The sequence below is a fragment of the Chryseobacterium koreense CCUG 49689 genome (assembly GCF_001045435.1).
GTDB lineage: Bacteria > Bacteroidota > Bacteroidia > Flavobacteriales > Weeksellaceae > Kaistella > Kaistella koreensis.
Genome location: NZ_LFNG01000006.1, coordinates 301,460 through 323,096, shown reverse-complemented (window position 1 = coordinate 323,096; position 21,637 = coordinate 301,460). Strand labels below are relative to the sequence as shown.

General features: G+C 40.4%; 18 protein-coding genes. 5 read left to right on the top strand and 13 right to left on the bottom strand.

Annotation, left to right across the window (positions count from 1 at the left end; genetic code table 11):
* From ACM44_RS06330 to ACM44_RS06280, 10 genes are all read right to left on the bottom strand, one after another.
* A partial coding sequence (locus tag ACM44_RS06330) for a DDE-type integrase/transposase/recombinase (RefSeq protein ID WP_160303970.1) occupies positions 1–488 on the bottom strand: 488 nt, incomplete at its 3' end.
* A gap of 125 nt (positions 489–613) precedes the next feature.
* Positions 614–880, bottom strand: coding sequence for a transposase (locus tag ACM44_RS15945; RefSeq protein ID WP_083993656.1), 267 nt, complete (start codon positions 878–880; stop codon positions 614–616).
* Positions 881–1,502: 622 nt separating this feature from the next.
* Complete coding sequence (locus ACM44_RS06320) at positions 1,503–1,715, bottom strand: hypothetical protein (RefSeq protein ID WP_152669311.1); 213 nt, start codon at positions 1,713–1,715, stop codon at positions 1,503–1,505.
* Positions 1,716–2,127: 412 nt separating this feature from the next.
* Complete coding sequence (locus ACM44_RS06310) at positions 2,128–3,198, bottom strand: alpha/beta hydrolase family protein (protein WP_152669310.1); 1,071 nt, start codon at positions 3,196–3,198, stop codon at positions 2,128–2,130.
* A gap of 68 nt (positions 3,199–3,266) precedes the next feature.
* Positions 3,267–6,872 (bottom strand): hypothetical protein, encoded by a 3,606-nt coding sequence (locus ACM44_RS15160; protein WP_152669309.1) that lies wholly within the window; start codon positions 6,870–6,872, stop codon positions 3,267–3,269.
* A gap of 201 nt (positions 6,873–7,073) precedes the next feature.
* Positions 7,074–8,111 carry a patatin-like phospholipase family protein gene (locus ACM44_RS06300; RefSeq protein WP_048499162.1) on the bottom strand — a complete coding sequence of 346 codons (1,038 nt, stop codon included), beginning with the start codon at positions 8,109–8,111 and terminating at the stop codon, positions 7,074–7,076.
* A 146-nt stretch (positions 8,112–8,257) separates the two neighbouring features.
* On the bottom strand, positions 8,258–8,500 hold the full coding sequence (locus ACM44_RS06295; protein WP_048499161.1) for a YtxH domain-containing protein: 243 nt from the start codon (positions 8,498–8,500) through the stop codon (positions 8,258–8,260).
* A 141-nt stretch (positions 8,501–8,641) separates the two neighbouring features.
* Positions 8,642–9,376 (bottom strand): carbonic anhydrase family protein, encoded by a 735-nt coding sequence (locus tag ACM44_RS06290; RefSeq protein WP_053215443.1) that lies wholly within the window; start codon positions 9,374–9,376, stop codon positions 8,642–8,644.
* 263 nt (positions 9,377–9,639) lie between these two features.
* Complete coding sequence (pruA, locus tag ACM44_RS06285; protein ID WP_048499160.1) at positions 9,640–11,265, bottom strand: L-glutamate gamma-semialdehyde dehydrogenase; 1,626 nt, start codon at positions 11,263–11,265, stop codon at positions 9,640–9,642.
* A 74-nt stretch (positions 11,266–11,339) separates the two neighbouring features.
* A complete protein-coding gene (locus tag ACM44_RS06280; protein WP_048499159.1) occupies positions 11,340–11,990 on the bottom strand; it encodes a metal-dependent transcriptional regulator in 651 nt (216 codons plus the stop codon).
* A gap of 304 nt (positions 11,991–12,294) precedes the next feature.
* Here ACM44_RS06280 and ACM44_RS06275 point away from each other — a divergent pair, with 304 nt between their 5' ends.
* Both ACM44_RS06275 and ACM44_RS06270 read left to right on the top strand, forming a co-directional pair.
* Positions 12,295–13,323: a threonine aldolase family protein gene (locus tag ACM44_RS06275; RefSeq protein ID WP_048499158.1), complete on the top strand. Its 1,029-nt coding sequence runs from the start codon at positions 12,295–12,297 to the stop codon at positions 13,321–13,323.
* 227 nt (positions 13,324–13,550) lie between these two features.
* Positions 13,551–15,992: a TonB-dependent receptor plug domain-containing protein gene (locus tag ACM44_RS06270; RefSeq protein WP_048499157.1), complete on the top strand. Its 2,442-nt coding sequence runs from the start codon at positions 13,551–13,553 to the stop codon at positions 15,990–15,992.
* Between the two features lie 56 nt (positions 15,993–16,048).
* Here the strand turns inward: ACM44_RS06270 and ACM44_RS06265 are convergent, their stop codons facing one another.
* The gene (locus ACM44_RS06265) at positions 16,049–17,287 is read right to left on the bottom strand and encodes a PQQ-dependent sugar dehydrogenase (protein WP_048499156.1); all 1,239 of its coding nucleotides are present in this window, start codon (positions 17,285–17,287) and stop codon (positions 16,049–16,051) included.
* Positions 17,288–17,442: 155 nt separating this feature from the next.
* Here ACM44_RS06265 and ACM44_RS06260 point away from each other — a divergent pair, with 155 nt between their 5' ends.
* The 3 genes from ACM44_RS06260 to uvrB all read left to right on the top strand — a co-directional run bounded on the left by ACM44_RS06260 (position 17,443) and on the right by uvrB (position 20,074).
* Positions 17,443–17,694, top strand: a complete 252-nt coding sequence (locus tag ACM44_RS06260; protein ID WP_053215442.1) for a ribbon-helix-helix protein, CopG family — start codon at positions 17,443–17,445, stop codon at positions 17,692–17,694.
* Positions 17,681–17,971: a type II toxin-antitoxin system YafQ family toxin gene (locus ACM44_RS06255; protein WP_048499155.1), complete on the top strand. Its 291-nt coding sequence runs from the start codon at positions 17,681–17,683 to the stop codon at positions 17,969–17,971. Before ACM44_RS06260 ends, ACM44_RS06255 begins: the two co-directional genes overlap by 14 nt.
* Positions 17,972–18,079: 108 nt before the next feature.
* Positions 18,080–20,074: an excinuclease ABC subunit UvrB gene (uvrB, locus tag ACM44_RS06250; RefSeq protein ID WP_048499154.1), complete on the top strand. Its 1,995-nt coding sequence runs from the start codon at positions 18,080–18,082 to the stop codon at positions 20,072–20,074.
* A gap of 179 nt (positions 20,075–20,253) precedes the next feature.
* Here uvrB and ACM44_RS06245 read toward each other — a convergent pair whose 3' ends face one another.
* Both ACM44_RS06245 and ACM44_RS06240 read right to left on the bottom strand, forming a co-directional pair.
* A complete protein-coding gene (locus ACM44_RS06245; RefSeq protein WP_048499153.1) occupies positions 20,254–20,514 on the bottom strand; it encodes a DUF3820 family protein in 261 nt (86 codons plus the stop codon).
* On the bottom strand, positions 20,514–21,596 hold the full coding sequence (locus ACM44_RS06240; RefSeq protein WP_048499152.1) for an AI-2E family transporter: 1,083 nt from the start codon (positions 21,594–21,596) through the stop codon (positions 20,514–20,516). The genes ACM44_RS06245 and ACM44_RS06240 overlap by 1 nt, the downstream gene beginning before the upstream one ends.
* Positions 21,597–21,637: the final 41 nt, after the last annotated feature.

Below are 21,637 nucleotides of genomic sequence, written 5' to 3'. Positions count from 1 at the left end.
ATTTTAACCCATTCAATATCGTTTTTATCCAGCCAATCCTGGAAAAGGTGCGAGGTGAACTCCGAACCGTTATCGGTGCGGATGCCCCTGGGTTTGCCATGCTTCTCGATCATTCGTTCCAAGAACAGAATCACTGCCCTGGATGGCATCGACGTTCGTACGTCTATCCCTAGGCACTTTCTGTTATACTGGTCAACAATATTCAGGGTTCGAAAACGTGATCCTCTTGCCAAGGCGTCGCTCATAAAGTCCATCGCCCACTCCTCGTTGCGCTCAAAAGGAACAGAAATAGGGTTGGCAGGGTTGTCAAACCGCTTTCTTTTCATCCTCTTGTAAAGCGAGAAGCCGTACCTCTGATAGACCCTCCTAATCTGTGAGGAGCCGTATCCCGGGTGCTTTTTACGGACCTTGACGATGACTTTCTTGCGCCCCAACCTACTGGTTCCCAATATCGATGTGATGGCTTCCCGGAGTTTTTCGTCCTTCACCGGCATCCGTTTTTTATAATATTTTGAGGTTCTTGAGCGTCCGATTACGCGGCACACCTTAGCATAACTTATCTCCGGCCTTTTCTCCCGAATATAAGCAATACAGCGCTCCTTCTGATAAGGTGTCACCACTTTTTTGAGTTGATCTCCTTCAAAATATCGATGGACAGCTGCTGGTCGGCAACAATGCGTTTAAGTCGCGCATTTTCAGACTCCAATTCCTTTACGCGCTGAAGCTCCGAGAGGGTCATGCCTCCGTACTTGCTCTTCCAGTTGTAGAATGTGGGTTCCGAGATACCGTACTCGCGGCATATCTCCGCTACTTTCTTGCCTTCCTGCTGGCTCTGGAGCACCTTTAAAATCTGTGCTTCCGTAAATCTTGATTTTTTCATTGCTTTTTCTTGACGTTAAAGTTAATACTCTAATTTTAATCTGTCTGAAAAAAGCAGCCATGTACCCTCCTAACAAAGCAACACTCATTCTAATAGCACATTGATTAAAATATCCTTCATCACAAGGCTTATCCTTATAGGGCTTAGGATAATTTGCATATATCTTTTCCCAAAGAGAAACATTATTCAATACTACTGAAAATTTTTCAGAAGCTCTAGAAATATTATCACAGTTTATAGTAACCATATAACTATTATTATCTAAAAAAAATCCATCAGAATACTTTTCCATCTTGTCTAATTTGATTTTGATATAAGAAGTGGTAGTATTCGACTGAATATTAATATTTAAGGAGGGAAACAAAACATCTTTGTTAAGATTTTTAATGTAAATTGTGGCATTATTCTTAACCAATGCTTTTGCTTCAATATAAAAGCTGAGATATATTGATTTATCATCTTTAGAGCAAGAAATGTATTTTATACTCAAAGATTTTTCAATTTCTTTTAGAAAATCTTCCATTTGGTAACTGTCTATATTTGGATACATAATTTTATTTTTTTATTAAATGATTAAGAAAAATTAGCGGTGCTTTCTGCACCGCTAAAATTTCACGGCTTATTATTTTCTCACAATGTAATTGTTCGTTTCTTTCGGTAAAGTGGTTGTATCTTTGCCTCCAGCTAATACAATATCTCTTGTCTCAAAACTCGTTGCTGTTTCCAATTCCAAAGGATTTTCACAGTTGTCAGGATTATCAGGGAAAATCGGCAACGGCTGCGTAACAGGCAATCCCGTAGATTTGTCCTGTAAAATCGTCAATGTCGCTGCCACTCAAATGCCTGCTCCATGAATTTTGCCAGTGCGGTGTAGTTGTCGTTTTTTTTTGAAATAAAAAATCCGCAAAGTGAAGACGCTTTGCGGAACGGGATTAGGAGTGCTTGGGGCAACAAGATTATTTTTTAAAAACTTTGCATAGAATTATAAAAATTGTGCAAGCTATCAAATAATAAATATTTGCCTCTAAAAAATAAAATAAATAAATTAATCCTTGATAAGGCTCATCACGATGTATATAACGTAAAACCATTATACTGATTATACTAATTAAAATTAGAAATAAAATTGATATGATAATTAACTTAATAATCTCTATTTTTTTATTAATAAATTTAATTAAAATAACAAACGATATATATATTAATAAACAAACGACTATTATTTTTTGATATTGCTCCATAATTGATTATATTTTGAGTTTAATGTTGTCATATAAATAATTTAAGCAAGATTTTTTATCTTTTATAATTGTTTCAAACATCTTGCGAGCATTCCAATGATTTATGTCCATTTTTACATTTATATTAGGACCACTACTTACTTTCCATCTTACTCCAAATTCGGCGACATCATCTGTTCCATCAGGTGTTGAGGGGTCAGCTAATATATTAATCCAAAATTTGGACTTTGGATGTGGCTTATTCTTATAAATAGACGAACCCACATAGACTAACAATCCCTCACCGACAGGGTCGAGAGTAATTAACATTTCTACATTGTATCCTTTATCAGAAAGTATTTGGGACAGATGTGCACCATTCCACCCTCCTAAACTATGTCCCACAATATATATTGAAGAATTTTTGTCTAGATTTTGTAAAACATTTTCTTCGACCCTATTTGTCTGTGATGGAACATCATAAACTTCTTCAAAACCTAAATAATAAGAATTATAATCAACTCTATTCAATATCTTATTTTCTAGATTTTTTTTTGCAGGCAAAATATTTTGGTCAGGACCAAAAATTATCCCATAACTTGTTTTATCCGCAGCACCTCCGATAAAAAATACCACTACTTTATTAGAGTTTCTTACTTTCAGATATTTTCCTCCGGCGACAGTTTCTCCGTAAGCAGAAATCTCTGCGTAAAGTTCCAACTCATTATCTTCTCCTGTTTCTTTTAACAAATCTAACCATTTTTCATTTTTCTCCAAATATAATTCTTTAGTAGTACCAAAATTATTTTTAATAATAACATCGGTGTCAAAAAGTTTTTTATTTTTGGTAATCCTGTTATATTCATAAATTCTTACCAAAAATGAGGTGTTATTTGGTACACCTTTAGTTTTTACGGCTAAATATACTTTTTCACCAAGTAAAGCCTTGCTTACAGGAATGTCATTTCCATTTGGTTTAACAGTCGTCCAATAGACTTGGATTATCATATCCTTGAGGTGTTCTTCTGTTGTACCTTGCATATTATTCAACCCCAATGCTTTAATTTTCGGGATTCCTAATGCTTTTATTTTACTCATTTTTTTTATTTTTAAATTGTTAGAAAATAGAAACGGCGGCTGTACAGCCGCCATTTCTGTAATAAATATTAATCCAAAGTACTTGTAGTTCCCGGTGTGTTCTGCATTACCACATCCTGCGGTTCTCCAAAAGCACTTTCCGTTTCCAATTCTAAAGGATTTTCGCAATTCTCCGGATCATCTGGGAAAATCGGCAAAGCGTTTTCAACTTCTAATCCGGCAGAACCGGCTTGTAAAATCGTCAATGTCGTAGGTATTCTTGTAATCCAGAACTTACCTTGCGGTTCCCCTGTCGGCTGTCGCAATTCATCTACAATACTTAAATAAAGTGGATCACCAATTACAGGCACTTCACCGCCGTTCCAGATTTTTCCGGTCGTCATAAAGAACTGTACAGCGTTTTCAAAGCCCGGTTTTACCGTTACAATTATTCTTGCCATTCCTGCCTGTAAAAAGCTGCGGAACAATGGATCCATATCTTCCGCCAGGTAAAGGTTTTGCCAATGTGCCTTGCTTGCCCAGTAGTAAGGATAGAATGTGTAATCCATGATCTGCCACTCAAACGCCTGCTCCATAAATTTTGCCAATGCGGTATAGTTGTCCAGATTGTCGCCAAACAGCATTTTAAAGCTCTGCATTTGCTGTCCGTCGTCATAGGACATGGTTTGCCCCAAAGCGGCGTAGCTCTGTAACAGATAGGCGATGCAGTTGTGTTTCAGGATATTGGCTTCGGTACTTCGGTAGAAGTTGGCTTTCTTTTCTTTGTTCTCCTTTTCCTGTTCTGCTGCGGCTTGGTTTGCCGCCGCCATATCGGCATCAAATTTTTCCTTGGCTTTGGTGTAGGCCGTAATGATATCATCAAAGCTTTTCTGCCTCCAACTATCCATAAAAGCATCAGATAATCGACATTCAATATTGAATGCAATGTTTACCGAATCAATATTAAAACACTGATATGTGAAATCATAACTTTCTGTAAAATTGGCCGGAATTGTTATGTTGGAGTCAACACTATTTGTAGTATTAAGCAATGGAATAGTGGAACCGGCAAAATCCGAGATAGACAACATGCTTCCTCCAAAAATGATTTGGCCATTATTATGGAGAAAATAAAACGGGCTGTTTCTCTCAAAACCATAATAGACTTTTACCGATTTGGCGGCATAGTTTTCCGGAATATCAAGTTTTCTATGTCTAACTTCTTCGTTTCCATCGACCTTTTCCCAGATCTTATCGAAGTAGATATTCTTGGAATTCGCAGGTAATGTATCTAATTTCACATGATACTGTTCCGCCCAATATCTGATGAGGGCTTCGTCCACATCTCCATTTGGCATCGTATGTGGTAACGGTGCTTTTCTTGGGTCAATTGGTTCATCAAAAGAGTTCCTCGCGGACTTAGTAGCCAAATCATGCAGTCTTGCGGGTTCGGGAACCATAAACTCGAACATGGTGCGTTTTCCGTAATTATAGATCTGGTTCTTCATCTTCTTGTCAATCCAGCGGTAAACTCCGGTGATGTGTTGCGGCTTCGCTTCAGATGGATTGGTCGTGGTGGTGACTTTGCCACGGTTGTCGAACTCGTGTACATTCGTCTCGGTGTACTCCTTAATAATTTTCTGAACTCTTTCCTCGGAGATTTTGGTAAGCACTCTTTCTAAAGCACGTTCGGTAATTTCCCGGGACTGCGCCACCGCTTGTCTGTTGCTTTCGTTTTGCGAATTGTTGCCTGCAAAGCTTCCGCCCATTTCAAAATACCAGGTTCCCGAAGTTCCGAATCTGGTATGGGCTTCGTAATTCTGCTGTTTCGAAATTTCTCTTGCAACCTCGGTCTGCATATCGGTCCGTGAGGTTTTTGTGGTATCCGACAATTTTTCGGTTTCCTGAGTTTTGCCGGTGGTCTCCGTAACTTCGTTGTAATCTCGTGCGGTAGAGGATTTGTGCCTCAATTCGCTCGCCATCACATTCTCAATGTTGGAGACTTCTCCGGGAACATACGCGTGAACACTTTGCTCTACTTTCAGGTAATCGGCGATTCCCAAACGTTTGATGCCGAATTGCTTAGGTTGGAACGAATTTGGAATTTGAATATTGATGCCATTCGGATTTTGGGTCTCAACCCGCAGGATTCCCACATTATTGGTATTGATTTGCGGGTCGGTGATTTCCAGAACACCCGAAGTCCCGTTCTCAAACCAGATTTCGATTTTCAGGGAGGTGATGTCCTGAAACCTATTGACCAACATGGCGGGAAGTGAAACCATATCTCCGGATACTTTGATGTCGCTTAATTTTTCATTGATGACTCCCTCCGCAATCACCGCACTTATTTCGGCAGATGATACGCCCCATGTTTCGTCTTCCACGAAAAATCCGAATTGAATGAAGCTTTGCTTGCCGGATAGATCCTGCTTCAGATAGGGTTTGAGATAATAGGCAAATGGTGCAATGTTCTGCCTATTCTGAACAGGAACTGCCGCTCCACCTACCATGGCATATTTTTGTCCATCAATCTTAGAGAGGGAAAGCATTTTGGCGTACATTGATGAGGTGCCATCCTCAATCTTCTCGAGGATTTTCTGATAAGTGCTGTATTTTCGTTCTGCTTCTTGCGGGTCTCTTTCTTCTAGGGAGATAAGTTGTGCCAATGTCTCAAAAGCATCTTCGGAGAGTTTGCTTTTTAGCAAAAGAATGTCGATTTCTTTCACATCAATTTCGAAGGGTGGCAAATCGGGTTGAGGAACCGATTCGTATGCACGTTCTTTCTCTTCTTCCGTTGTCTGAGGGGTGAAATTTGACTCTACATCTTCCATCTTTTGTCTATAAGCATCCAAAAATGGCTGTATTTGGTCTGTATAGGCTGCATAGGCAGCGGTGTAGATGTTCTGGTATTCTTCCCGGAAATCTAGCTGAAGCAGGGAGAGGTCATTTTTCAGGTTTTCCAAACTTTTTGCTTTCAATGCTAACGAAGATATCTGAACTTCTCTCGCAGCAACTGCATCAAGCTTATTTGTTTCCATTGCAGAAAATTCTCTTTCGGGATTTGTCGTTTCCGGAACTCCATTATCTTCTAAAGAAACACTGTCCATGAAAAGCACAGCAGGTAATACGATTACCGCTTCCGCAGCAATTTCAAGCGGGCTGCGTCCCGACGCTGTTTCTGCATTGAGGGCATTTAAATCAATTGCGTGGATGGCTTTGATGATTTGAGATAATGCCTCTTTCACATAAAAGTCTTTCTGGGTAACTGTCTGATAGATGAAGTGATCCCACAAAGTTTTTCGCATTTCAAACTCATTTTCGGTTGCGGTGATGCTATTCCACTCTGTTTCGGCTTCGCTGTAAATCGATTCGGATACCTGTTCTTTTTTGGCTAAAGTTTTACCCAGATGTCTTAAAGATCTGTACCTGCTCCCATCAATATCCTTTTCGGTTTTTAATTCCCGGGACTCTATGAAATTAATTGCGGCTATTTCCATGGCTTTAATCTTGGAAATCTTTTGAGCCGGTTCCCAACCGTTGATGACCTGATCAAAAAATCCGTAGATTCCCCTTTTTTCCGGTTTAAAGATAAATCCGGGGTTTTCTTGGGAGGTTTCGGCAAGCTTCGGATTTCTCAGGCTTACGAATCTGAAAAGCGTCTGTGACGCGTTGTTATTTGTATTTGTTGACATTTTGTTATATTTGCTTGGTTTTAAAAAGATTAAAATTTGAAGGGGTCTTTTTATTAGATGTTCCTTCGGTTTTAGCCTTATTTTTTAGGGTGGTTTCCGGCTTTGGATTTCCACCTTAATTTTTATTGCGAAGCATAATTTTTTTTGTTCGTTTTTTTCTAGAAGCAAATGTAGAAGCGGGATGCGACAGAAGTTGACGTATTATATTTTATTTCTGATTAACTTTTGAACCAGCTGATTCAGGGATTCTTTATTTTCATCCACATAGAACAACCCCGCCTGAATCAATGCTTCAATATTTTCTTTTCTTACATTGTCCATATTGGTCGAGGCATTTTTTAGAGATGGATTAATCCGGTAATAGTTCTTTTGGTTTCGTTGCCCGAGAGATTGGAACATCTGGTTCAGTTGGTAATCTACTGTTTCTGTGTTGGCAGAAAGCAAGATGTCGATAATAGGAGAAATCCAACCAAGACGACCTGCCTTTTCCAAGCTCTTAAAGGAATAGGGTTTCGCTTCGGCTCCCGTGCCTATCGAAATGATTACCATGTCGTTTACTGAGGGATAATTAGGTTTTTGTTTGGTGTTGAAAATTTCTGCAAAGGGCATTTTTCTCACCTCTGCGTATGCACATAATGCGGGATTGTTCGCATACATGCCGCCGTCGATCAAACTGAAAACTTGTCCGTACATCGACTTTATTTGCACAGGAGTGAAATAAGTTGGCGCAGCAGAAGTGGCCCTGCAAATATCTTTCACAAGAAAATTATCAGTATTCGTTTTTGCTTGATAGGAATTGAAAAGTTTTGCCCGGCGGTTTTCGATATCATAACTGGTAATGAGACAGGGTTTTACCAAATCCTTCAGCTCGGTTTTTCCAAAAAAATCGTTGAGGTTTCTTTCCAAAGCCTGTTGCGAAATTTTTTCATTGAATAGTCCGAACGGATTCACGAGCTGCTCCCAAAACGAGGTCTGAAAAATATGTTCGCCTTTTTCCGCATACAATTCCAAACCTTTCTGAATGGAATATTTTGGTCTGCCAATTCCATCGGGGTAAAGCAGAATTGAAGCTATCAGTCCACCGGTACTGCTACCTGCGATCAGGTCAAAATAATCTGCCAATTTTGCATCGGTAGAGTCTTGTTTTCGTAATTGTTCTTCAATATACCGGAGAATAATGCAGGAAATAATCCCCCGAATTCCGCCACCATCTAACGAGAGTATTGTGATTTTTTTCATTTGCTCAATTCTTATGAGGCAAATGTATATCGGCGTTGCGACAGAAGTCGTCGTGTTATTTTTTGTTTTGAATTTTTTGGAAATAAAAAAGAAACCGCCACATCAATCGATGCGGCGGCTTCCAAACTATATGAATATAAGATTTATTAGCTCTGGTTTACGGAGTCTTCTACGGAGGTTTTGCTTTGATCCACTTTTTGTTGAACTTGCTGTGCAACTTCGTTGGCCTTGTTTTTCAAGTCATTTCCCCACTTGTTGAAGTTGTCTTTCGCGGTGTTGATCTTGTCTTTTACCATTTGCTGCTCTTCTGGAGTAGAGTTTTTGTATTTCCACCACGCCAATGCGCCCAATCCTAGCAAAGCCAATAATCCGTTTCTTTTAGTGCTCATAATTTTTTAAGTTTTAAGTTATTTTTCAAAAATTGAATTGATAGTGAGTTGATTGTAAAAAGCGTGCCATTAAGCAGGAATGTCCACATAAAGTTTTGTTAAAATGCTCCCCATGTCCATGAGGTTTTCAAATTCCTTCTCCTATCTGTCCTCCAAAAAATCTACTTTCCCATTTTGGAGATGATACATGGCGCCCACAATCTTGATTTCTCCGCGAGCCTCCATTTCTTTCAAAATCGGACTGTTCTTACGGATCTCAGACATGGCCAAAGCAATATTCGAATGGCTGACTTTCTCCACGAAAATAGGGTTGGAAGAACTTGTTTCTCCCTGAAAACCAGTCTTGGATGAATGGACTGCCGGAGTGATCTTCTGAAGCAGCTCCGAAATATTTCCCAATTTCACATCATCAATTGCTGATTTCAATGCACCACAACTTTCATGGCCTAAAACCACGACTACCTTGGAACCTGCTACCTTGCAGGCGTATTCCATACTAGCCAAAATATCGGTATTGACTATGTTTCCCGCAACTCTTGCCACAAAAACATCGCCAATCCCGCGGTGAAAAACATCTTCTACCGGAACCCGCGAATCAATGCAGGAAAGAATGATGGCTTCCGGATATTGTCCGTTGATGGCGGCTTTGATCCGGTCGGGAGTATTTCTTGAGGTAAGCCGGTTATTGACAAATTCCTCGTTTCCTTGTTTTAGGATTCCAATCACATCGTCTGGGGTCAGCTTTGATTGCTCTTTTTTGGTAAGCACCTGATTGCTTTTAGCTTGGGCAAGGTCTGTACGGACAGATGGGGTTCCCGCACATGAAGCCATTAAACAGATCGCTGCCAACGAAATGGTAAAACTCTTGATTTTCATTTTTATAAGTTTTTGGTTAAACAGTAATGAAGTAAATCTAAGGAAATATGTTGAGGATTCGAAATTTGGGCTGAAAATAATTGAAAGGGCAGTAAAGGTGATCTCGTTGATTGGTGGACAGGATTCTGTTCTGCGTGGCAACCGAAACAATCAGTCAGTAAAGGTGATCTCGTTGATTGGTGGACGGATTATAATCGATAAAAACAAAAACCCGCAGAAAATTCTTCTGCGGGTTGGCTGTATTTTATTGGAATCCTGTTCCTTTATCCCAGAAACGGGTATCTGTAATCTTTCGGACTTACAAAAGTTTCCTTGATCGAACGAACAGAAACCCAACGCAACAAGTTCATTTTCGAACCGGCTTTGTCATTGGTTCCCGAAGCTCTCGCTCCGCCAAATGGTTGTTGTCCAACTACTGCTCCGGTCGGTTTGTCGTTGATATAGAAATTTCCGGCTGCATTTTCCAAAGCGTGGTAAGCTTCATCAATCGCATAGCGGTCTTTAGCGAAAATGGATCCGGTCAAAGAATACGGTGAAGTTTCGTCAACCAGCTTTAAAGTTTCTGCCCATTTTTTGTCTTCGTAAACGTAAACAGTTAAAATTGGTCCGAAAATCTCTTCACACATGGATGAATACTGCGGATTTGAAGTTTCGATAACGGTGGGCTCCACGAACCATCCTTTTTGATCATCGCATTTTCCACCAAATAGAACTTTCGCTTCTTTTGATTTTTTTGCGGCTTCAATGTAGGATTTACATTTGTCAAAAGATTGCTGGTGAATCACCGCGTTCACGAAATTGGAAGGGTCTTCCGGAGAACCCATTTTAATGGATTTCAGTTGGTCGCCCATGATTTTCTGAACCTCTTTCCAAAGTGATTTTGGAATATAGGCTCTGGAAGCCGCGGAACATTTCTGACCTTGATATTCAAAAGCACCTCTCACCAAAGCCGTTGCCACCTCTGCTGCATCTGCACTTGGATGCACCATCACGAAGTCTTTTCCGCCGGTTTCGCCCACGATTCTCGGGTAGGTTTTGTATTTGTGGATATGGTCACCGATCATTTTCCACATTCCCTGAAAAACAGAAGTGGATCCTGTAAAGTGAAGTCCTGTAAAATCAGGATGGGAAAGTACCTTTTTCGCAGTTTCCGCACCCGGCGTGTAAATCAGGTTGATCACGCCGTCTGGAAGACCCGCTTCCTTGAAGATTTCCATAATCACCTGCGCTGAATAAACTTGCGAATGAGACGGTTTCCAAACCACCACATTTCCCATCATCGCCATACAGCTCGGCAAATTTCCGGCAATGGCCGTGAAGTTGAACGGTGTTACTGCAAAACAGAAACCTTCCAACGGACGGTATTCTGCTCTGTTCCAAATTCCATCAGCTGAAATCGGTTGGTCCGCATAAAGTTCAGTCATGAATTCCACATTAAAGCGAAGGAAATCGATGAATTCGCACGCGGCATCAATTTCAGCCTGCATCACATTTTTTCCTTGACCAATCATGGTCGCTGCGTTTAAGCGGTCTCTGTAAGGTCCTGCCAGCAAATCGGCGGCTTTCAGGAAAATGGAGGCACGCTGTTCCCAACCCAAAGCAGCCCACTGTTTTTTGGCAGCTAGAGCCGCATCAATGGCAGCATCTACATGACTCATATCTCCTGCATAGTAAAATCCGAGATCGTGTTGGTGGTCCTGTGGAGACTGGATGGGGGTTTTGGTTTTAGTTTTCACTTCTTTTCCTCCGATGTACATGGGGATTTCCACTTTTTTCTTCCACATTTTTTTGTAGGTGGAGATCAGTGATTTCACATCGTCAGATCCTGGTTCGTAACTTCTTACGGGTTCGTTTACCGCGTAAGGAACCTGTGAAATAGCTTTCGACATATTTTTAATTTTTATTGATTTTTTGTGAATGATACAAAGTTACGGCAATTGTGGGAAAGTGGCAAAAACGAAAATCAGTGCGAAACCAGGATTTTGTCGCAAACCATTTTGCTGAGGATAATTGACCTTCCTTCGATTTGGATGGTCATGGATCGGTCGTAATTCTCAATTTTCAAAACCGTGATTTTTTTTCCCAATTCTAGATTTTTGTCGTTGAGAAAATTTAAAAAGTCGTCCTCTGAACTGGTTACAGAACTGAAAGTGACTTGATCGCCCAAGTTGCACTGGCTTAGTTTGGTGAGGTCCTGCGCGATGATGTTCCCGTCTTTGTCGGGGATGGGTTCGCCGTGTGGATCAAATTTCGGGTAGTTCAGGATTTCGTCCATCTTATCGAAGAAGAGTTCAGAATGGACATGCTCCAGTTGTTCGGCTATTTCATGCACATTTTCCCAGCCGAAATTCATTTTTTCTACCAAAAACATCTCTGTCAGTCGGTGTTTTCTTACCACTAGAGCGGCCTGCTTTTTTCCGGAGTCAGTGATGTATAATGGTTTATAGCTTTCGTATATCACCCATTTTTTCTGGGCAAATTTCTTCATCATATTATTCACGCTCGGCATTTTCACGTTCAGCAACTTGCTGAGCTCATTGATGGTCACCGTGTTTTCATCATTATTGAGATGAAAAATAGCTTTTAAATAGTTTTCTTCGGTAAGCGAAATCATAAAGTTAGATAAAGGTGAATGCAAATCTAACAATTTTACATACAAAAACGCACATTTCCAGAATGTGCGTCTCGAATCTCATTTAATTGATTATCTGTTTAAAATAATGAATGAAAAAAACTTTTTTTGAGTAGAATACTTCAGATAAGCTCTTAATGATTCGTCGTGGTTATCAGTGGTATTAATGGTGTTGAGTTGGTGTTTTGATTTGGCTGTTCAAAGATGGTAATTTATATCATCACATGAAAAAGTGTTTTCACGGATTTTTTATGGGTGAAATCACCTTTTTTCTTAATTTTACTTGATGAAGTATTCTTTCAAAAACGATTATTCCGAAGGAGCCCATCCTCAGATTTTAAAAGCACTGACAGACACTAACTTCCAACAGCAAGGCGGTTATGGTTTGGACGATTATTCCCTAAATGCAGAAAGATTGATTTTGGAAAAAATTAAAAACCCAATTTCAAAAGTTCATTTCGTTTCTGGCGGAACGCAGGCAAATTTAATTGTGATCTCTGCGTTTTTGCGGCCGCATGAAAGTGTGGTTTCTGCTTCCACCGGACATATTTTCACCAATGAAAGCGGAGCCATAGAAGCGACCGGTCACAAAGTTCATGGCGTGGAAACCGAAGACGGCAAACTTCGGCCGGAAAATATCCAAAAGGTAATCGACGTACACCAAAACAAACCCCATCAGGTAAAGCAAAAAATGGTCTATATCTCCAATTCCACTGAAATTGGAACGATTTATTGTAAAAAAGAATTGCAGGAACTTTATCATTATTGTCAGGAAAGGGACCTTATTCTTTTCATGGACGGAGCCAGATTAGGCCATGCTTTAACTGCGGAAACCAACGATTTGACTATGGAAGATCTTGCAAAATATACCGATGCTTTCTATTTGGGTGGCACCAAAAACGGTGCTTTAATAGGTGAAGCCATAGTAATCAATAATGAAAATCTTCAGGAGGAGTTTGGATTTCACCTCAAACAGAAAGGAGCAATGCTTGCAAAAGGACGTATTCTGGGAGTCCAGTTCCAGGAACTTTTGAAGGATAATCTGTATTTTGATTTGGCAGACCATGCCAACAAACAGGCGATGAAGATTAAGAAAGCATTTAGAGATAAAGGTTGCGATTTCTTATCAGAAACCTTTACAAATCAGATTTTCCCCATTTTAAGCCAAAGTCAGATTGAAAAACTTTCCGAGAATTTTGATTTTTATGTATGGAAAAAAATCGACGATGAGAAAGCGGCAATCCGATTGATCACTTCCTGGGCAACCAATGATGATGTTGTTGATTATTTTGCCAAAGAAATCGCTGGAATTTAAATGAATATTTTGCTGACAAAAATCCAAAAACCATCAACTTTTGCTGATGGTTTATTTTTTTTCTTTTTCGCCAGTCGGATTTTTGAAAACGCAATGAATTTTAATGATTGATGTATTTAAGTTAAAATAGCAATAAGTTTTAAGTTAAAATAATATTTTTATCATTAGTTTGATGATAAAGTGAAAAAATTTATGTTAAATTTGTGTTAATCTTAAAAACTAAAAATATGAAACTCAAAACAGCGGGAGTTGCTTTCTTCCTGGGAGGAATCACTTTGATCAGCGCGCAAACCAAATCTGGCGACACCATCAGTCATGACAAATTAATTGATGAGGTCATCGTCACCGGTTCCCGAAACAAAAACAGAACTGTGGTGAACAGTCCGGTTCCGGTGGATGTGATCGACATCAAAGAGGTGAGTAAAAACACGGGACAGGTGGACCTTAACCAGCTTCTACAATTTTCGGCACCTTCTTTCAACTCAAACAAACAGTCCGGCTCAGATGGGTCAGATGCCGTGGATCCGGCAACGCTTCGGGGTTTAGGTCCTGATCAGACTTTAGTTCTGCTCAATGGAAAAAGATACCATCAATCCTCGCTGGTGAATCTTTTCGGGACAAAAGGAAGGGGGAATTCCGGTACAGACATGAACACGATTCCGATTGCCGCAATCAAAAGAATTGAGGTTTTGCGTGACGGAGCTTCTGCACAATATGGTTCCGATGCGATTGCAGGTGTAATTAATGTGATTTTGAATGACCGAAATAAAGGTTTTGAAGGCGATGCTTTTTATGGCGCGAATCTTTTCAAAAGTCCAGGAAACAACGATGTGGTTTCTGATAAATCTGTGGATGGAAATACCTTCGATTTTAGCGGAAATTATGGTACAAATATTGGCTCAAAAGGGGGATTTGGGAATTTCACCGTGGAATATATCGATAAGCAATACGCTTTCCGGAATGCAAATCCGGACAAATATGATGCGCCAAGAAAAAGGTTTGGCGACGCTGCTTCCAAAAACTTCTATTTCTTTGGAAACATCGAAATCCCAATTGCGAACAGCTTGAATTTCTACTCTCATCCGGGATTTTCCTACCGAAACACAAAAGCTTATGCATGGACGAGATCTGCCGATTCTGACGGTAATATTCCGGAAATTTATCCGGATGGTTTCAACCCGATTGAAAACACAAAGATTAACGATTTTACCTTCGACAATGGTTTGAAGTTTAAAGTTGCAGACTGGGATGTAGATTTTTTCAATGCTTTTGGAAATAATAATTTCAGGTATCAAATTGAAAATACCTTAAATGCAACTCTAGGAACGAAATCAAAAACCAGTTTTGACGCAGGTGGACATGCGCTGCTACAGAATACCACCGGTTTCAACGCAGTGAAAAAATTCAATGTTCTGGAAGGGTTAAACATCGCTTTCGGTTCGGAATTCCGATTTGAGGAATTCAATATCTATAAAGGGGAAGAAGGCTCCTACGCCATGTACGACATCAATGGAAACGTGGTGAATGAAAATACCGACCCGAGTCTATATGTGACCAATCCGATTTCGGGGGAAATTCGTCCCGGTGGAAGCCAGGGTTTTCCCGGATATTCGCAGGAAGTCAACAAGAACCGTAACAATATTGCCGGCTATGTTGATACGGAATTGGATGTGACCAAAAATTGGATGGTAAGTGCAGCCGCACGATTCGAGAATTATAGTGATTTCGGGAGTACGCTGAATGGGAAGTTTTCTACAAGATACGCCATTACGCCGCAATTTGCGTTAAGAGGTTCGGTTTCCACAGGTTTCCGCGCACCTTCATTGGTTCAAAAATATTACAGTTTGCAGTTTACGAATTTTATCGCACAGCAACTCGTCACCATTCAGCTGGCCTCCAATGATAGCGATTTGGCAAAAGCAGTAGGGATTCCTCAGTTAAAACAGGAAACTTCACTCAATGGAAGCGCAGGTTTTACTTTTAATTCTTCAAAATTTACCGCAACAGTCGATGGATATTACGTAAAGGTGAAAGATAGAATCGTGCTTACAGGATATTTCGGGCAAGATGATGATGCCATAGGATCAATTTTGGCGGCAAATCACATTGACCAGGCTCAGTTCTTCACCAATGCAATCGATACTGAGACCCGCGGAGTGGATGTGATCATAACTTACCGCGAAAACATCGGTGCAGGAAGCCTAGTCGCAACTCTAGCTGGAAACTATAACAATATGGACATCACCGCGGTTCATACCTCCGGGAAACTCGTGGGAAAAGAAGAGGTTTATTTGAGTCCAAGAGAAAGAGCGTTTATACTGAGTTCTGCGCCACGTACAAAATTCAATCTAAATCTGAATTATGCAGTTAAGAAATTTAATGCGAATCTACAGATGGTGAGATTTGACAAGGTGACCTATCTCGGTTATGAAGGCCCGGATGATTTCCAAAATTATGACGCAAGAATTACAACCGATTTATCATTTGGATATCATTTTACCCCAAAATTCAGTCTGACTTTAGGCGGAAAAAACATTTTTAATGAATATCCAACTTTGCAAACTACGCAGGTTTCTGCCGGAAACACCGAGTCTGGGGGGATTTTCGACCCGGTTCAAATGGGATTTGCGGGAAGACAGGTTTTTGCGAGAGTGAATTTCAATTTCTAAGAAATCAAAATGTAAAGAAAAAGTCTGACGAAATTTCCGTCAGACTTTTTACTTGGTTATTTTTTAAAAATTTTATAGAGTTTTCCACTGTCTGAAATGGCGTATAGATTTCCATCTTGTCCATTCAGCACATCTCGGATTCTGTCTTTTTGGTCTTCCAAAAGCCATTCCTCGCCAACTACTTTATTATTTTTTATGACCAACCGGATTATTTTCTCACCACTTAAACATCCCAAAAAAAGATTATTTTTCCACTCGTCGATATTTCCGTTATAGAAAGTAATCCCACTCATGGAGACTGAAGGATCCCAATAATAGACGGGTTGTTCTGTTCCGGATTTTTGAGTGGTTCCATGGTTGATTTTTTTGCCGCTATATTCAATTCCGTAACTCACATCGCCCCATCCGTAATTTTTTCCGGAGTGGATGAGGTTCAATTCATCGCCGCCTCTCGGTCCCATTTCAGCTTCCCAAAGTTGGCCTTTCTCATCCATTGCCAAACCTTGCGGATTTCTGTGTCCGGTGGAATAAATTTCAGGTTTCCATCCCGGAATGTTAGGATTTCCCGGTGCCGGTTTTCCATCTTTCGTGATTTTTAAAACCTTTCCCAAATAGGAATCCTGTTTTTGTGCAAAAGGTCTTGTGGCCAAATCAGAACGTTCACCGGTGCTCACGAACAAATTTCCATCTTGGTCAAAAACCAATCTGCTGCCGTAATGAAGTCTTCCGTCATAAGTTGGGGTGGCTCGGAAAATCACAGTTGGTTTTTCAATCGATTTCTCATCTGCGGCGAGTTTTCCTTTTCCCACTGCCGTGTGATTTCCGCCGGAAACCGGTTCTGAGAAACTAAAGAAAATCATGCGGTTGTTTTTAAAGTCAGGATCCAGTGCCACATCCAGAAGTCCGCCCTGTCCTCGGGAATCCACTTTCGGGAAACCTTCCACTTTTGAAACTGTTTTTCCATCGGTGGAAACTATGTTCATGAACCCGGATTTTTCGGTGATGAGAAATCTTCCGTCGGGCAAATTTGCAATTCCCCAAGGTTTTCCTAAATCAGAATTAATGACTTCAACATGATAAGGCGTGGAGGTTTTCACCCCTTGAATTCTGGTTTGTCCCACAAAAGCTGATCGGTATTCTGGTGAATTCGGCTGAGAGGTTTCAGGATTGGGAAGTTTCCCGCTTTCCGAAACAGTTTCGTTTAAGTTGGTGTTTTGGGATTTCGAATTTCCGCCGCAGGAAATTAGAAGAATTAGGGCCAGAAAAGGGATGCTATGATTTAGATTGGTTTTCATTTTAGAATTGTTCGGGAGGTTATTTTGGAGAGCAAAATTTATTCCTTAAAAATAGCAAGTTTTTGGGAATTAAAATATTAAATCTAAAATCATCTTGATCTTGCACGAATTTTGTATTACATTTGTATTACAATTAATATACAAAGCATTACAAAATGATACAGGAAAAGAAACTTACCTCCATTCGTTTGAACAGAGAATTATATAAAGCGCTTCAAAAAAGGGCAAAAGAGGAAAATAGAAGTGTGAATAATTTTATTGAAACCACATTATTCGAGGTGCTCTATCGCGAACCTAATGAGGAAACACTTGCAGCAATGGATGAAGCAATTAATCATCCGGAAAAATTGGAGCAGATCACCAACATTGATGCGTTTTTGGAAAAGGTGAGAGATGGCGAAATATAAACTTTTAAGTTCGACGCAGTACAAGAAGGATTTAAAGAAAGTTTTGAATAATCCAAGATCCATGATGCTCATTTCCAAAACCTTAAAAATATTGGAACAAGATGGAGTTAATGGATTACCTACGTCGATGCTGCCTCATCAGTTAAAAGGAAGATACCTAGATAATTGGGAATGTCACATTCGTCCAGATTTACTTCTTATGTGGTTTCAATACGATGAACCCACGAAAACAATAAAACTTTTGAGAATCGGTTCGCATTCAGAATTATTTGATTAAAAACGAACTACTCGATTTTTCCTAATTTTGCATAAATAATTAAATCTAATCCTGCGCGAAACGTCCCGATACTTCGAGACATCCTCTTTTCTCTATTTTCTAACAAATATGAATTTCAACCTCCAATCAGAATACCGACCAACCGGCGACCAACCGCAAGCGATTGAAAAATTGACGAATGGCATAGAAAGCGGCGAAAAATACCAAACCCTGCTCGGAGTTACCGGTTCCGGGAAAACTTTCACCGTGGCAAATGTGGTGCAGAATGTGCAGAAACCAACTTTGGTTTTGGCACACAACAAAACTTTGGCGGCGCAACTTTTTATGGAGTTCAAGGAGTTTTTTCCTGAAAACGCGGTAGAGTATTTCGTGAGTTATTACGATTATTATCAGCCGGAAGCATTCATCGCTTCCACAAATACTTATATTGAAAAGGATTTGTCCATTAATGAAGAAGTGGAAAAACTTCGGCTTTCTGCAACGGCAAGTTTGCTTTCCGGAAGAAGAGATGTGCTGATTGTCGCCTCGGTTTCCTGCATTTACGGTATCGGAAATCCTACGGAATTCAACAAGTCGCTGATTTCCATTGAAAAAAACCAAAAACTGACCAGAACGAATTTGCTTCATTCTTTGGTCAATGCTTTGTATGCAAGGACATTGAATGAATTTCAGCGCGGAACTTTCCGGGTGAAAGGCGATGTGGTGGATATTTATCCGGCATACGCAGATAATGCAGTCCGGGTTCAGTTTTTTGGGGATGAGATTGAGGGGATTCAGAGTTTTGATCCGGTTTCCGGAAACGTGATGTCGGATTTTGACCAAATTCAGATTTATCCGGCTAATCTCTTCGTGACGTCCAAGGAAACCCAGCAAAATGCCATTCGCGAAATTCAGGACGATATGGTGAAGCAGGTTGATTTCTTTAACCGAATTGAAAAACCGTTTGAAGCAAAACGATTGCAGGAAAGGACCGAACTGGATTTGGAAATGATGAAGGAACTCGGTTACTGCAGCGGAATTGAGAATTATTCCAGGTATTTTGACGGAAGATTGCCCGGTTCCAGACCATTCTGCCTTCTGGATTATTTCCCGAAAGATTATTTGATGGTGATTGATGAAAGTCACGCCACAATTCCGCAAATCCATGCGATGTACGGCGGTGACCGAAGCAGAAAAGAGGTTTTGGTGGAGTACGGATTTCGGCTTCCGGCGGCTTTGGACAACCGGCCTTTAAAATTTGACGAGTTCGAGGGAATGCAAAACCAGGTCATCTATGTTTCTGCGACACCGGCTGATTATGAGCTGGAAAAAAGCGGCGGCGAATATATCGAACAGATCATTCGTCCGACTGGATTGCTTGATCCTGTGATTGAAGTTCGCCCGACTTTAAACCAAATCGACGACCTCATTGAGGAAATCCAGAAAAGGGTGGAAGAGGACGAAAGGGTTTTGGTGACGACGCTCACCAAAAAAATGGCGGAAGAACTCTCGAAATATTTCACGAAAGTGGGAATCAGAACGCGCTACATCCATTCTGATGTGGAAACGCTGGAACGGATTCAGATCATGCAGGATTTGCGTGTCGGGCTTTTTGATGTTTTGGTGGGGGTGAACCTTTTGCGAGAAGGTCTGGATTTGCCCGAAGTTTCGCTGGTCGCGATTTTGGATGCGGATAAAGAAGGAATGCTTCGTTCGCGCCGATCGATGATTCAAACCGTGGGTCGTGCCGCGAGAAATGTGAACGGAAAAGCGATCTTGTACGCCGATAAAATGACCAAATCGATGCAGGCCACCATAGACGAAACCAATTACCGCCGGGAAAAACAGATGAAATACAATGAGGAACACGGTTTGGTTCCAACGGCTTTAAACAAAAAGATTTCCGAAATTTTGGTGGGAAGAAGCAAAGATTTCCCGGACGAAAAATATATTCAAAAAGAAATCCTGCAAAAAGTTGCCGAAGAACGTGCACAATACGGAGGGGAAGATCTGGAGAAGCTTATCACCGAGAGACAAAAGGCGATGGAAAAGGCGGCAAAAAATCTGGATTTCATTACTGCAGCAAGATTGCGGGACGAGATTGCAGCATTGAAGGGCGTTTGAGTTAATAAAAATACGGCATGTTGCAGAAAAAACTAAAACCCCACCACTTTAATCGGTTTTAAGTTTCTATCCGCAATACCCAAAAACTTTAGCAGAAAGTCAAAATATTTTTGCCAAAAATGAATTGGAGTAAAAACCAGCCACTTTAAATAAGTTAGAACCGCAGCGGTTCCCACCATTCAAAACCTATACACTTTCCTCTTCATTTTTTCCTCCCTCACTTTCCCGCGAATCGGTGCCAGCAAATCCATCAAGCCATTCAGCTTAATCTCATAAATCGTGGAAAGCTGCATTCCGAGTTTTCCTTTCGGCATTCCTTGTCGATGAAACCATTCCAGATAGGAAATCGGCAAATCGGCCAGGATCGTACCTTTGTATTTGCCAAATGGCATTTCAACTTGGCAGATTTCTTTTAATATTTCCGGATGTAATTCTTCCATCAGATGTCTAGGTTGATTTTCTTTTCGATTTCCTTCGGTTCGGGTAAAATAATTTCATTTTCGTCATTGGCAAACTCATCGCGATACACCTGGATCAGCAAAATGGTAATCGAAATCATGATCGGTCCGAAAACTAAACCCATGAATCCAAAAAGGTTGAGTCCGGCAATAATTCCGAAAACGGTATTTAAAGGATGGATGTTTTCTAGTTTTTTTAAAATAGTGAACCTCAATATGTTATCGGTTAATCCAACTACTACCAACGAATAAATTGCAAGTCCGATTCCCGGTCCCACTCTTCCTTCGGCAATCATGAAAATACAGACCGGAATCCAGACAATCGATGCGCCAACAACAGGAAGCATAGATGCGAAACAGGTTATTGCAAATAAAAGAATCGCACTCGGTGCACCGAAAATCCAGTAACCAATCAGCGCAACCAAACCTTGACCAATCGCAGTAACCGGTATTCCGATTGCGTTTGCCACCACCATTTTCTGGATTTTGTCGCCGATCAGATTGATGTTGCTTTTTTTCAAAGGTGCCGCATCTCTTACCAATCGTTCGAAAAACCGCGGTTTTTCCAGCATAAAATAAAGGATGAAGTACATGGAAGCCACCACCGTTAAAGTATTGAAAGTCCCACTCAAAGCCGCAGTGGAATACTTCCCGACATTCTCCTTGAGTTTTTCCAAATTGCCCTTGCTTAGAATGTCCAGATTGGTTTTCTGATAAACGAAAGTATGAATCTTATCGATAAAAACGTTGAATTTCTCCATGTAAACGGAAGCGTTTCCCAGTTTTTCCAGCAATAAATCCACAATAAAATAGATCGGAAGAATTAAAATGACCAAAGTCGCCAAAATCAAAACGGTTGAAGCAATCCAGGGTTTCCATTTTCTGTCCTCTTGGAGATAAAGATTGTATTTCCTGCAAATGATATAGAGCGTGATCGCACCCAAAACCGCAGGAATAAACATGGAGAGATTGAAGAAAATCAAAATTACAAGTGCGATGATGGCCACAAGAAGAAATACTTGCTTGATTTGCACCGCACTGATCTGTTGTTTTAGGTTTGACATAATTTGGTTTTTAAGAAAAAAGCAACAGAAGAACTGTTGCT